Genomic DNA, 12,088 nt, shown 5'->3' on the forward strand with positions numbered 1-12,088 from the left:
GGGTGGACTCCCGCCGCGCCGGGGTCCGCGCGGGGCCGGCGGTCCTACAGTGCGGCTATGGCGTCCGATGGGGACAGACCGTGATCCGGGTCGTCATCGTCGACGACGAGCAGTTGGTGCGGTCGGGGCTGCGGATGATCCTGGGCGCGGCCCCGGACATCGACGTGGTGGCCGACTGCGGTGGCGCGCGGGCGGTGGAGACCGTGCTTGCGCACCGGCCGGACGTGGTGATGCTCGACGTCCGCATGCCCGACGTGGACGGCCTGACCGTGCTCGAAGAGTTGCGGACCGCCCTGCGCGGCGCGCCCATGCCGGCCGTGACGATGCTGACCACGTTCGACACCGAGGAGCACCTGACCCTTGCGCTGTGCCGGGGCGCGTCGGGCTACCTGCTCAAGGACACCCACCCCGACCAGCTCGCCCAGGCCGTGCGGACGCTCGCGGCCGGCGGCAGCACCCTGGACCCGTCCGTGGCCCGCGCGGTCATCGGCGGTTTCGTCGAGCACGCGGACACATCGCTGGCCGCCCGCCGCGCGGTGGCGGGGTTGACCGAACGGGAGCGGGACGTGCTCGCGCTGCTCGGTCGGGGCCTGTCGAACACCGCCATCGCCGAACGCCTGCACCTGGCGCAGGGCACGGTCAAGGACCACGTCAGCGCCCTGCTGGCCAAGCTCGGCGGCCTCAACCGCGTGCAGGCGGCGGTGGTCGCCGAACGAGCCCGCCTCACGGAGCGGACGTGAGGTTCCCGGGGTGGCTGCGCGTGGTCGGCCCGCCGGTGGCCGGCGCCGTGGACCTGTTCGTGGACGAACCGGCGGACCCGCTGCAACTGGGCGTCGGCCTGGTCGGTCTGGCGGCGTTGCTCGTGCGGACGCGGTTCCCGGTCGCGGTCCTGCTGGTGAACCTGGCCGCCGTGGCCCTCGGTCCCGCGTGGGTGGCCGGCGGCATCGCCCTGTACACGGTGGCCCGCCTGCGGCGGAACCGGTGGCTGCTGGGCGCCTTCCCGGTCCTGTTCGCGGTCGCCCTCTGGTGGCCCTACCCCTTCACCGCCGAGGAGCTGGCGAAGAACACCGCCGACCACAGCCTGTGGGTCCGGGCGGTGGTGTTCCCGGTGGCGGCGGTGGCGCTGGGCCGGCTGGCCACGGTCAGCGAGGAGCTGCGGGTCCGGCTCGCCGAGCTGACCAGCAGCCGGGAGCGGGAGGACGCCCTGCTGGCCGACCGGGTCCTGGCCACCGAACGCGCCCGCCTGGCCCGCGAGATGCACGACGTGGTCGCCCACCAGGTGAGCCTCATCAGCCTCCAGGCGGGCGCGCTGCTGGTGTCGGACGCGGACCCGCGCAAGACCGCCGGCGCGATCCGGGACCTGGCCGTGCGGACCCTGGTGGAGCTGCGGCACATGGTGGGCGTGCTGCGCGCGGCCGGCGGGCGGGCCGGCGACCTGACCCCGCAGCCCCGGCTGTCGGACCTGCCCAGGCTGGTGGACGGGAGCGCGCTGGAGGTCGACGTGCCCGAGCCGTGCCCGGAACCGGTCGAGCGGGCCGCGTTCCGGATCGTCCAGGAGTCCCTCACCAACGCCCGCAAGCACGCGCCGGGCGCGACCACCCACGTCCGCGTGCGCCTGGCCGACGACCGCCTGCACGTGGAGGTCCACAACGGACCACCCGACCACGAGGTGCCGCCGCTGGACCTCCCCGGCGGCGGCCACGGCCTGGTGGGCTTGCACGAGCGGGTGGCGATACTGGGCGGGGAGTTCGAGGCCGGGCCGACGCCGGACGGCGGCTACCGCGTCCGCGCCGAGCTGCCGGTCAGCGCCCACAGCGCTTCCCCGGCGACCGCGCGGCCCAACCCGGTCAGTCCTCTTTCATGACCGGCTCGGTCAGCTTCGCCCCGTCCGCCCGGCCCACGTAGCACGACGAGGTGCGGTCGGAGGTGCGGTCGCCGCTGGTGGTCGTGCGCAGCTTCCACGCCTCCTCGGTCGGGACGACCACCCAGAAGCGCAAGGTGGTCTCCTTGTCCTGCGGGATCACCTTGTCCGACAGGAAGACCTGCGTGCACTCGGCGGTGGCCTTCCGGGTCAGCTCCTCCAGCGACGGGTACGGAGCCTCCTTCGTGTGGTCGGTGCCGGAGTGGATGGTGTGCAGGACCTCCACGTCGTGGGGCGCGTAGCAGCCGATCCGGTTGTCGATGCGTCCCGCGCCCTTGGCGGGCACCCAGTTCATGCAGTCGTTCTCGAACGCCAGCAGGGTGTAGACGCCGATGTCGCCGTCGGGTCCCACGGTCAGCACCGGCTGCATCGCCGGGGACGACGTCCGGACCGGCGACGGTGGCGTCGTCGTGGTCAGGGTGGTCGTCGTGTCCGGGAGGCCCAGGGTGAAGTACGGCTTGAAGACCGTGGCGTACAACAGGATCGCCGCGCCGATCACGAACAGCGGGGTCAGGGTCGCGGAGAGGATCAGGCCCGTCCGGCGGCGCGGCGCGACCGGCACGTGCGGTGGCGGGGGCATCGCGGCGGGCGGCTCGACCCGTGTGGTGGGTGGGTCCACCTGGGTGGTGGTGTCCGAGGTCTCGACCAGGGCGCGTTCGATCAGCCGCCGGGCCTGCGGCGCGCCCAGGCGGCGCTCCGGGTCGGGCTCCAGCAGGCCCACCACGAGGTCGAACAGCGGGCCGGGGCTCAGCTTCGGCCGCGGGCGCTCGGTCATCACCGCGAGGAGGGTCGCCGAGGTCGTGTCGCGTTCGAACGGGTTGCGGCCCTCGGTGGCGTAGAACAGCGTCGCGCCCAACGCCCACAGGTCCCAGGCGGGTGACGCGGGCGCGCCGGACAGCCGTTCCGGCGCCATGTACGCGGGCGAGCCGATCAGCGTGCCGGTGGCGGTCAGCTTCGGGTCCTCCACCGCCTGGGCGATGCCGAAGTCGGTCAGCTTCGCCGGACCGCGGGCGGGCACCATCACGTTGCCCGGCTTGACGTCCCGGTGCACCACACCGGCTTCGTGCGCGGCCTCGAGTGCCGACAGCAGCTGCCCGGCGAGCGTCGCCGCCGCCCGCGCGTCGAGCGGCCCGTCCCGCTCGACCAGGTCGTCCAGGGTCGGAGCCGTGATCAGCTCCATGACGATGTAGGTCTGGTCGTCCTCCTTGACCAGGTCGTAGACGGTGACCACGGACGGGTCGGCGAGCCTGCCCGCGATCCGCGCCTCCCGCAGCACCCGCTCCTGGTACACGGCCCGTTCGGCGGCCGGGACGCCGCCGGGGAGCACCAGCTCCTTCACGGCGACGTCCCGGCCGAGCACGGAGTCGTACCCGAGCCACACGGCCCCCATGCCACCCCGGCCCAGCTCGCGGACCAGCCGGTAGCGCCCGTTGCCCACCTCACGCATGGTCGGGAATCCTGTCAGTCCTCCACTGCGTGACGGTGAGGCGGTGGGCTCACTCGTCCGGTCGGCGCAACGGTCCCGCGCCGGGGCGAAACGGCTCCACCCCGACCACGTGCCGCGCGTGCGTCGGCTCGACCAGGACCTTGACCCGCTGCTCACCGGGCACCGTCCACTCGAACCGCTCGACGCCGAGGTACTTGCGCGCCAAGGCGTCGATGGACCGGTCCGCCTCCTCGCCCAGCACCAGCCCCACCACCCGCCCGCGGATCACGACCCGGTCGTAGGGGTTCTCCGGGTCGAAGGACGACAGCGACACCCTCGGGTCGCGCCGCACGTTCTCCTCCTTGACCCGCCCCACCGCCGTGTTGAACACGATGTGGTCGCCCTCGACGTCCACCCACATCGGCGACACATGCGGCGAACCGTCGGGGTTGATCGTCGCCAGGTGCCAGAAGTGCACCGCCGCGACCCGTGCTCGAACCAACTCGTCCAACACCACGCCTCCCTCGCGAAACCGACCCCTGGACTCTCCCACTGCCGGAGACCCCATGCTGGTGCCCGTGGAGGAGAACTTGCTGCCGATCGGGCAGTTCGCCAGGCTCGCGCGGCTGAGCGTCAAGCAGTTGCGGCACTACGCCGAGCTGGGCCTGCTGGTCCCGGCGCACGTGGACGCCGACTCCGGCTACCGCTACTACCGGCGCGACCAGGCCCGACAAGCCCTGTCGATCGCGTTGCTGCGCTCGCTGGACGTGCCGCTGCCGGTCGTGGCCGCGGTGCTGGCGGGGTCGGCGGACGCGCTGGACGGGGTGCGCGTGGCGCAGGAGGAGGAGTTGGCGCGGCGGCGCCGCACCCTGGCGGCGTTGCGGCGGGTGCTGGCCGAGGGGTTGCCCGCCACGCCCGTGCGGGTGGTCACCGAGCCGGCCCGGACGGTGGTCGTGGCCGGCGAGACGGCGGCCGGCGCGGACGACGTGGCGCGGGCGACTTCCCTGGCCGTGTCCCGGGTCCTGACCGGTAGCGGTGTGCCGCAGTTGATCGGGCTGTTCCCGGTCGAGTTGTCGGACGCGTTCGAGGTGCGGGTGGCGCTGGTGTCCTCGGAGGGCGCCGAGGTGCTGCCCGGCGGCACGTTCGCCTGCGCCACCCACGTCGGCCCCTACGACCAGGTACCGCTCACCGCGCACGCCCTGCTGGCGTGGTGCGTCGAGCGCGGCCACCCGCTGCACGGCCCGATCCGCGAGGTCTACGTCTCCGACCCCGCCACCACCGAACCCGACCACCTGGTCACCCACCTGATGATCCCCTTGGAGGACGAAGCATGACCCCGACGACCACCACCCACGGCCCGGTCACGTGCCTGAGCGTCACCGGGCAGGGCGAGCCCGGCGGCACCGAGCACGTCACCGCGATGCAGGCCCTCTACACCGTGGCCGCCGCCCTGGGTGTCCGCCCCGGCCCCTTGGAGGGCCAGTGGTGGGCGGAGGACGACCGGCCGGCGCTGGAGGTGCCGCGCTCGTTGTGGCGGTGGCACCTCCTGCTCCCCTTGGCCGTCGCACCGCAGGACGGCGGCGTGGAGCGCGCCCGCGAGCAGACCCGTGCCGCGTGCCCCGCCGTGGACCGGGTGCGGCTGGCCACCATCGCCGAGGGCGAGTGCGTGGAACTGTTGCACGACGGCCCGTTCAGCGAGGAACACCTGTCCCTGAAGGTCATGGAGGAGTTCATGGCCGCTCAAGGCCTGGTGCACAACGGACTGCACCACGAGATCTACCTGACCGCCCTGGACGACCCGGCCCCGCGGACCCTGCTGCGCCAACCGGTCCGCCGGGCCGGGTAGCCCTCAGCGCTCGACGACCGGGTCGGGGTCGGGCCGGAACGCGGCGGCGGCCTCCTCGTCGGTCCAGGACGGGTCCTGCTTGGTCCAGAACCGCTTGGAGTAGATCGACGCGGTCAGCTCGGCCGGGTCGATCCACGACGGGTAGGCCGACACCACGTTGCGCAGACCGCTCAGCAGCGGGTGCCGCCGGACCAGCGCCGCGTACTCCCGCGGTGTCGGCCGGGCCCCCGGCACCTCGTTGAGCGCCGCCACTTGGGCACTTGCGCACCTCGCATTCCAAGTAGGTGTGACAAAACAGGTCGGCCGCGGAGAATTCCGCGGCCGACCCCGGTTTCGGAGGTCACCGGACGATCGTGATGTCCCGTTCCTGCTCGGCGGAGCCCCAGTCGTTCTGGGTCCACACGTTCAGCGACGCCGTCGCGTACGCGGTGCCCGGCCGGAACGCCTTCGTCCGCGAGACCACCGTGACGTGGACCTGCTGGAAGGTGCCGGTGCAGGTGGGGATCGGGACGTACCGGTCACCCGTGGCGATGTCCCCGCGCACGTTCTGCGTGACCTGCACGAACAGCGACCCCGAGGCGCCCTTCGCGCACACCACGGTCGTCGGCACGGACACGGCCGCGCCCCGCGCCTCCAACGTCGCCGTCGCCTCGACGGCCAACGCGGCCACCGCCGCCTCGTCCAGCGGCACGGTGTCCGCGCTGGCGGGCAACGCGCTCGCGACCAGGGCGGCGGCGGTCAGAGCGAGGACGGGAATTGCCCTCATCATCTCCTCCTAGGATTTTTTCACCTTCGGTGCACCACCGCGTGTTTTGCGGCGACGCCAACCGAACAATGACGTTAGCCACCCAGGCGAGCACAATTCAAGAAATGACAAAACCAATCATTACCAATTCCGCGCCGCACCCGTTCCCCGTGGTGACCCGGCGGTTGATCCCCCAACCGCACCACTCGCACCCACCCCGACGGCCCCGCCCCCGGTAGTCGGCCCGCCCAGCGCCGGTTGACGCATAACCAGCTACACAGTTCCCCCGGATCGCCGACGCGCGGGATTGTCGTACCCCCTCGCTACCTTGATCAGCAGTTGGTCGGGAGCCGATCAGCGGTCGATCCGAAGGGGGAGGTAGCGATGTCCGGCACGACGTACCTGGAGCTGTCCGAGGCTGGTGGGGGCGCGCACAAGTTCTACGAGGTGCGCGTGGAGGACACCGAGGTCACCATCACCTACGGACGCATCGGCGAGCAGGGGCAGGTCAGAACGGCGACCTTCGCCGACCACGCCAAGGCGGTCAAGGCGGCGGAGAAGAAGATCGGCGAGAAGGTCCGCAAGGGCTACGCGCCCGCGGTCAAGGGGATGCGCCAACGGCGAGCGGTGAGCCGGCGGCAGATCGTCAGCACGCGCTCGACCGCGCACCAGGCGCCGGTGCTGTGGCGGTTCGCGTCCGGCGCGCCCGCGTTCGGCATCTTCGTCGACGAGGAGCGGGCCTGGGTCGGCAACGAGAACGGCGACGTCTTCACCCTCACCCACGACGGCCGCGTCACCGGGCGGTTCGGGCTGCCCGACTCGGTGAAGTGCATCGTGGCCGACGACTTCTGGATCTACGCCGGGTGCGACGACGGCAAGGTGTACGACCTGGGCGCCAAGGTGCCGCGGGTGGCGTACGAGATCGCCGAGGACGTCGACATCTACTGGCTGGACATCCACGACGGCGTGCTGGGCGTGTCCGACCGGCAGGGCCGCGTGACGGTGGTGGACCACGAGGACGAGTTCCAGTGGTCGATGCCCGCCACGGGCGACAGCGCGTGGATGGTCCGCTGCTCGGACGAGGGCGTCTTCCACGGCCACTCGCGCGGCGTCACCCACTACACCGGGCGAGGGCACCGGGCGTGGCACTCGGACACAGTCGGCGAGGTGCTGTTCGGGTGGCAGGAGCGCACAGACGTGTTCGTGGGCACGAGTCGGGCGTGGGTGCACCGCTTCGCGAAGGCGGACGGGCGCAAGACAGGCGATTACCGTTGCGACGCACCGGTGTTCTCGTGCGCCACATCCCCGGACGGCGAGTTCGTGTTCGCCGGCGACAACCAGTCCTCGGTGTACTGCTTCGCCGCCGACGGCACCCGCCTGTGGAAGCTGGCCACGGGCTGCGGTTCCGCCTTCTCCATGCAGTACCGCGACGAACGCCTCTACTTGGTGACCACAGACGGCTCACTGGCCTGTGTGGACGCCAGCCCGTCCGCGGTGCACGCCGCCGAACAGGGCCACCTGCCCCCACGCCAGGACATCAAGGCCGGCGCCATCGCCCGCGTGGAGGCGACAGCGGAGGTCGAGTTCGTCTCGCACCCGACGCCGGGCGAGGGCGTGATCGTCGAATGCGTCCAGGAGGCGGGCCGCCTGAGGGTCCACGTGATCTCCGAAGGCTACAACCGGACCTGGGGCGTGCAGTTCCCGAAGAACATCCGCATCCCCGGCGCCCGCTACCTGGTCTCCGAGGTCCTGACCTCCGCCGGCGGCTCCTTCTACCGAACCCGAGGAGAAATCAAGCGCCTCTCCTGACCCCACCGCCGGGCACGATGGCGTCCAGCTCCGGGAACGTCTCGAGGCATGAAAAAAGGCGGCCCCCGCCGCCATGTTCAACATATATCCGATAGGGGCTCTTGCCGCAAGACCCCCGCTGTGGTGCACGATCTGCGGCCTGAGCTGGGGAGTGCGACAAAAGATGTGCTCGGAGCGGGGGGGTTCATGTTCGACGTGATCATTGCCGGAGCCGGGCCGACGGGTGTCATGTTGGCCGCGGAGCTCCGGTTGCACGGGGTGGACGTCGTGGTGCTGGACAAGGAGGCCGAACCCACCAAGGTCGTGCGGGGGCTTGGGTTGCACGCGCGCAGTCTTGAAGTGCTGGGGCAGCGTGGCATCGTGGACCGATTTCTCGCGCACGGCAAGCAGCGCCCGGTGGGGGGATTCTTCGCGGGCATCACCAAGCCGCAACCCGAGCGCCTGGACACCACGCACCCGTACGTCCTGGGCATCCCGCAGACCACCACCGAACGACTGCTGACCGAACGCGCGATCGAACTCGGCACCGAGATCCGGCGGGGCCTCACGCTGGTCGGCCTGACCCAAGACGAGGACGGCGTCACCGCCGAACTCTTCGACGGCACCACCCTGCGCGCCCGCTACCTCGTTGGCTGCGACGGCGGGCGCAGCACGGTGCGCAAGCTGCTGGGCATCGGCTTCCCCGGCGAACCCGCCCGCAAGGAGTGGCTGCTGGGCGAGGTGGAGGTGAGCACACCGCACGACGAGCTCATGGCGTCGGTCATGGAGCTGTACAAGACCCACCACGGGTTCGGCGCGATCCCCCTCGGCGACGGGGTGTACCGGGTCGGCGCGCCCGCGCCCGACGTCGCCGAGGACCGCACCGTCCCGCCCACCCTCGACGAGCTCAAGGACGCGATCCGCGCGGTCGCGGGCACGGACTACGGGGTGCACTCACCGCGTTGGCTGTCCCGCTTCGGCGACGCCACCCGGCTCGCCGACCGGTACCGCGACGGCCGCGTGCTGCTGGCGGGCGACGCGGCCCACGTCCACCCACCCCTGGGCGGCCAGGGCCTCAACCTCGGCGTCCAGGACGCGGTCAACCTCGGGTGGAAGCTCGCGGCGGAACTCGCCGGCTGGGCGCCGCCGGACCTCCTGGACACCTACGAGACCGAACGACGCCCGGTGGCCGCCGACGTCCTGGACAACACCCGCGCCCAAGTCCTGCTCACCACCAACGAGCCTGGTCCGCAGGCCGTGCGCCGCCTGCTCGCGCAACTGATGGAGTTCGAGGAGGTCAACCGGTTCCTGCTGGAGAAGGTCATGGCGACCGCCATCCGCTACGACTTCGGCGGCAACCACGACCTCGTCGGCCGGCGCCTGCCCGACCTCCCCCTGAAAACCGGCCACCTCTACGACCACCTGCACACCGCCCGAGGCGTGCTCCTGGACCAGACGGGACGGCTCTCCACCGCCGGCTGGTCGGACCGGGTGGACCACGTCGTGGAGGTCAGCGAGGACCTGGACGTGCCCGCCGTGCTCCTGCGCCCGGACGGCCACGTGGCATGGGCCGGCGACGACCAACAGGACCTGCTCGACCACCTCCCCCGCTGGTTCGGCACCGCCTGAACCCGCACCCTGCGAACGGAAAGCAACCCGCTCAAACGGACACGGACACGCGGTCCACCACCGCCTGCCGCAGGATCAGCCCCACCACCGCCGCGATCGCCATGCCGTTCACCGCGTGCAGCCCGAAGACCAGGGCACCGGCCGAGTCGTCCAGTACCCGAGCCACCTTCGCGATCACGACCTGCACCCCCGTCAACGCCACCACCACACCGGGCAGCCACACCAGGCTGCGGGGCAGCCTGGCCACCCCGCGACCACCACCATGACCAGAGGCCGGACGAAGGTCACGTACCCAAGCGCGTGGTGGGGCCGGTACCCCGATCAGCGGCAGCGACCGGATCGCCCGCTACATGCTCGACCGGACGCCCAGCCTGACCATCCTGGAACGCACCGTCAATGGGCTGCCCGGCCTGGTAGTCCAGCTCGACGGCGTCACCGTCACGGTGGCGGCGTTCGACCTGACCGGCGACCGGATCGGACACATCTGGGCGGTCCGCAACCCGGAGAAGCTGACCCTCTGGCAGTCCACATAGGACACGCCGTGGCACGATAGTCCCAACCGACCCACTGGGAGGACCGGATGGATCCCGGAGCACTCGCGTGATGCGCGACCTGCGGCTGTGGTTCTCGCCGTCCCGGATGCTCGCCGAGGGCAAGACCCCGGACTACCGCTTCTCCCTGGCCAACGAGCGAACCTTTCTGGCCTGGATCCGCACCGCGCTGGCCCTGGTCGGCGCGGGACTGGCGGTAGACCAGTTCCTACCTGACCTACCCGCCCCACTCCGCACGGCCGTCGCCCTGACCGCCGTGGGCCTCGGCACGGTCTGCGCACTGCGGGCCGTCCACCACTGGGTCCGCTGCGAACGCGCGATGCGCCGCGGCGACCCGCTACCGGTGACCAGGTTCCCGGCCCTGCTGGCCGTCCTGCTCTTCGCCCTGTCCTGCGCGGTCATCGTCACCATCGTGGTGAGCAACCCGTGACCGACCCCGGCCTGCAACCGGAACGCACCGGCCTGGCGTGGCGACGCACCGCCCTCACCTGCACCGTCGTCGCCCTCTTGGCCGCCCGCGAGGCCACCGAGCACCCGATCGCGCTAGCCCTGATCGTCCCGGCGTGGTTGTTCTTCTGCACCACCGCCTACCTCCGAACCCGCACCACCACCCGCCCGCTTCCCCACCTGATCCCCACACTCGCCACCCTCTCGGTCCTCACCCTGGCCGCCGCCGCGCTGGTCGTCCGCTGACGCCCAGGCCCGAGCCCCAAGCGTCCAGGCCTCAGGCGTTCAGTTGGACGGCAAGGACTCGATGTAGACGTGTTGGGGCTGCGCGGACCGGTTGACCACGACCATCACGGCCTTCTCGTACACCCCGCGGCTCCGCTCGATCCGCCAGTACTCCACCCGGTCCTCACGCGAGAAGGTCCACGTGATGCCCGAGTTCACCGGCGGGACGATCGGCGACCCACTCTCCGTGAACTCCTGCTTCCACCGCACCACCGGGGTGTTGCCGTCGATCCCCACCCCGGCCAGGAACTCCGCCACGCACTCGTCCGGAGCCGTGAAGTCCATGACCACCACGGCATCCACAAAGGAAGGCCCCTGGTGGAACTTCGCCGTCTCCTGCGCGCACTCCGGCAACGCAATCGCCGAAACCTCCTGCGCCTCGGCGAAGGAGACTCCCGACGAACTGCCCGGGTAGGCGTGCGGGTCCGGCGCATCGCCGCGCATCACCAGCACGGCACCGCCGATCACCGCCGCCATGCACCCGAACACGGCGACGATGGCCAACAGGATCTTCACAAGCCGCAAGCCTAATACCTGGCCAAACCTCCACCGTTCACACCGAACCGCTCGGCGAAGGCGGACATCTGGTCACGCTGCTCCGCCGGATCCGCACTGGTCGCGGTCACGACCACCCGCGTCACCCCCTGCTCCGCGAACACCCCCGCCTGCTCCACCCCCATGTCGATCGACCCCCACCGCGTGTACTCCAACCGCCCAGGGTCACGCCCCACCGACTCGGCCGTCTCCCGCACCAGCTCCCACTGGGCCTCCCGCTCGTCCGGCGTCAACGCACCACCCGGGAAATAGCCGTCCCCCCTCAACCCGGCCCGGCGAGCCGCCGCCCGACTGGACCCTCCCACGTGGACCGGAAGCGACCCGCCGCCATGCACCTTGGGAAAACTGCACAAGCCGTCGAACTCGAAGAACTCCCCCTCGTGGTCGACTCCCTCTTCGCCGCCCTCCCACAACAGGCGCAGCACGTCGATCGACTCGTCCGCCCGCCGCCCCCGTGAGGCGAAGTCGACACCCACCGCCTTCGCCTCACCCGGCAGGACGCCCAGCCCCACGGTGAGCAGGCGCATCCGGCCGCGGGACAGGACGTCCACCGTCGCCAAGCGCTTCGCCAGCACGACCGGGTGGTGGTAGGGCAGCAGCAGGACCCCGGTCCCCAACAGGATCCGGCTGGTCGCGGCGGCGATGAAGCTGAGGGTGTCGACGGGGTCCGCGTAGGGCAACCCGGCCGGGATCCGGTGGCCACCGATCGCCGCACCCGGGTACACCGCGATGTGCTCGGGAAGGTACAAAGCCTCGAAACCGCACTCTTCGGCGTGCCGCGCGTAGGCCACCATCCGGTCGGGGTCCACGCCGAAGTAAGTGGTGCTGTAGCTGATCGCGAACTTCACGCCCGCCGACGCTAAGCCTTGACGCCCACGTCAAGGCAAGCGCTTCT

At 71.4% G+C, this 12,088-nt stretch carries 16 protein-coding genes; 9 read left to right on the forward strand and 7 right to left on the reverse strand.

Going from position 1 to position 12,088, the window contains the following annotated elements:
• Positions 1–80: 80 nt before the first annotated feature.
• Both WBN91_RS10940 and WBN91_RS10945 read left to right on the forward strand, forming a co-directional pair.
• A complete protein-coding gene (locus tag WBN91_RS10940; RefSeq protein ID WP_337723116.1) occupies positions 81–740 on the forward strand; it encodes a response regulator transcription factor in 660 nt (219 codons plus the stop codon).
• The gene (locus WBN91_RS10945) at positions 737–1,864 is read left to right on the forward strand and encodes a sensor histidine kinase (protein ID WP_337723115.1); all 1,128 of its coding nucleotides are present in this window, start codon (positions 737–739) and stop codon (positions 1,862–1,864) included. Before WBN91_RS10940 ends, WBN91_RS10945 begins: the two co-directional genes overlap by 4 nt.
• Here WBN91_RS10945 and WBN91_RS10950 read toward each other — a convergent pair.
• Positions 1,848–3,368, reverse strand: a complete 1,521-nt coding sequence (locus tag WBN91_RS10950) for a serine/threonine-protein kinase (protein WP_337723114.1) — start codon at positions 3,366–3,368, stop codon at positions 1,848–1,850. The genes WBN91_RS10945 and WBN91_RS10950 overlap by 17 nt on opposite strands.
• A gap of 49 nt (positions 3,369–3,417) precedes the next feature.
• A complete protein-coding gene (locus tag WBN91_RS10955; RefSeq protein ID WP_337723160.1) occupies positions 3,418–3,858 on the reverse strand; it encodes a PPOX class F420-dependent oxidoreductase in 441 nt (146 codons plus the stop codon).
• Between the two features lie 55 nt (positions 3,859–3,913).
• Here WBN91_RS10955 and WBN91_RS10960 point away from each other — a divergent pair, with 55 nt between their 5' ends.
• Positions 3,914–4,681, forward strand: a complete 768-nt coding sequence (locus WBN91_RS10960; protein ID WP_337723113.1) for a MerR family transcriptional regulator — start codon at positions 3,914–3,916, stop codon at positions 4,679–4,681.
• The gene (locus WBN91_RS10965; protein WP_337723112.1) at positions 4,678–5,193 is read left to right on the forward strand and encodes a hypothetical protein; all 516 of its coding nucleotides are present in this window, start codon (positions 4,678–4,680) and stop codon (positions 5,191–5,193) included. The genes WBN91_RS10960 and WBN91_RS10965 overlap by 4 nt, the downstream gene beginning before the upstream one ends.
• Before the next feature lie 3 nt (positions 5,194–5,196).
• Here the strand turns inward: WBN91_RS10965 and WBN91_RS10970 are convergent, their stop codons facing one another.
• Both WBN91_RS10970 and WBN91_RS10975 read right to left on the reverse strand, forming a co-directional pair.
• Positions 5,197–5,445 carry a hypothetical protein gene (locus tag WBN91_RS10970; protein WP_337723111.1) on the reverse strand — a complete coding sequence of 83 codons (249 nt, stop codon included), beginning with the start codon at positions 5,443–5,445 and terminating at the stop codon, positions 5,197–5,199.
• Positions 5,446–5,533: 88 nt separating this feature from the next.
• Positions 5,534–5,959, reverse strand: coding sequence for a hypothetical protein (locus tag WBN91_RS10975; RefSeq protein ID WP_337723110.1), 426 nt, complete (start codon positions 5,957–5,959; stop codon positions 5,534–5,536).
• Positions 5,960–6,322: 363 nt separating this feature from the next.
• On the opposite strand from WBN91_RS10975, the gene WBN91_RS10980 reads away from it, so the two are divergent.
• Complete coding sequence (locus tag WBN91_RS10980; protein WP_337723109.1) at positions 6,323–7,747, forward strand: WGR domain-containing protein; 1,425 nt, start codon at positions 6,323–6,325, stop codon at positions 7,745–7,747.
• Positions 7,748–7,933: 186 nt separating this feature from the next.
• Complete coding sequence (rox, locus tag WBN91_RS10985) at positions 7,934–9,355, forward strand: rifampin monooxygenase (protein ID WP_337723108.1); 1,422 nt, start codon at positions 7,934–7,936, stop codon at positions 9,353–9,355.
• A gap of 31 nt (positions 9,356–9,386) precedes the next feature.
• On the opposite strand, the gene WBN91_RS10990 is transcribed toward rox, so the two are convergent.
• On the reverse strand, positions 9,387–9,602 hold the full coding sequence (locus WBN91_RS10990) for a hypothetical protein (protein WP_337723107.1): 216 nt from the start codon (positions 9,600–9,602) through the stop codon (positions 9,387–9,389).
• 103 nt (positions 9,603–9,705) lie between these two features.
• Between WBN91_RS10990 and WBN91_RS10995 the strand changes: the two genes are divergently transcribed.
• The 3 genes from WBN91_RS10995 (at position 9,706) to WBN91_RS11005 (ending at position 10,599) form a co-directional block, all read left to right on the forward strand.
• Entirely contained in the window at positions 9,706–9,888 is a 183-nt protein-coding gene (locus tag WBN91_RS10995) for a hypothetical protein (RefSeq protein ID WP_337723106.1), read from the forward strand.
• 70 nt (positions 9,889–9,958) lie between these two features.
• Entirely contained in the window at positions 9,959–10,336 is a 378-nt protein-coding gene (locus WBN91_RS11000) for a YidH family protein (protein WP_337723159.1), read from the forward strand.
• Positions 10,333–10,599: a DUF202 domain-containing protein gene (locus tag WBN91_RS11005; protein WP_337723105.1), complete on the forward strand. Its 267-nt coding sequence runs from the start codon at positions 10,333–10,335 to the stop codon at positions 10,597–10,599. Before WBN91_RS11000 ends, WBN91_RS11005 begins: the two co-directional genes overlap by 4 nt.
• Before the next feature lie 39 nt (positions 10,600–10,638).
• On the opposite strand, the gene WBN91_RS11010 is transcribed toward WBN91_RS11005, so the two are convergent.
• Positions 10,639–11,154: a hypothetical protein gene (locus tag WBN91_RS11010; protein ID WP_337723104.1), complete on the reverse strand. Its 516-nt coding sequence runs from the start codon at positions 11,152–11,154 to the stop codon at positions 10,639–10,641.
• Positions 11,155–11,165: 11 nt separating this feature from the next.
• Entirely contained in the window at positions 11,166–12,041 is an 876-nt protein-coding gene (locus WBN91_RS11015; protein WP_337723103.1) for a TIGR03619 family F420-dependent LLM class oxidoreductase, read from the reverse strand.
• Between the last annotated feature and the right edge of the window lie 47 nt (positions 12,042–12,088).

The organism is Saccharothrix sp. CCNWYY140 (genome assembly GCF_037401995.1).
Lineage (GTDB): Bacteria > Actinomycetota > Actinomycetes > Mycobacteriales > Pseudonocardiaceae > Actinosynnema.

Bases quoted from the DNA above. Each gene is read 5' to 3' on its own strand.
- WBN91_RS10950 (WP_337723114.1), bottom strand. From the start codon at position 3,368: ATGCGTGAGGTGGGCAACGGGCGCTACCGGCTGGTCCGCGAGCTGGGC.
- WBN91_RS10960 (WP_337723113.1), top strand. From the start codon at position 3,914: ATGCTGGTGCCCGTGGAGGAGAACTTGCTGCCGATCGGGCAGTTCGCC.
- WBN91_RS10965 (WP_337723112.1), top strand. From the start codon at position 4,678: ATGACCCCGACGACCACCACCCACGGCCCGGTCACGTGCCTGAGCGTC.
- WBN91_RS10975 (WP_337723110.1), bottom strand. From the start codon at position 5,959: ATGAGGGCAATTCCCGTCCTCGCTCTGACCGCCGCCGCCCTGGTCGCG.
- WBN91_RS10980 (WP_337723109.1), top strand. From the start codon at position 6,323: ATGTCCGGCACGACGTACCTGGAGCTGTCCGAGGCTGGTGGGGGCGCG.
- rox (WP_337723108.1), top strand. From the start codon at position 7,934: ATGTTCGACGTGATCATTGCCGGAGCCGGGCCGACGGGTGTCATGTTG.
- WBN91_RS10995 (WP_337723106.1), top strand. From the start codon at position 9,706: ATGCTCGACCGGACGCCCAGCCTGACCATCCTGGAACGCACCGTCAAT.
- WBN91_RS11000 (WP_337723159.1), top strand. From the start codon at position 9,959: ATGCGCGACCTGCGGCTGTGGTTCTCGCCGTCCCGGATGCTCGCCGAG.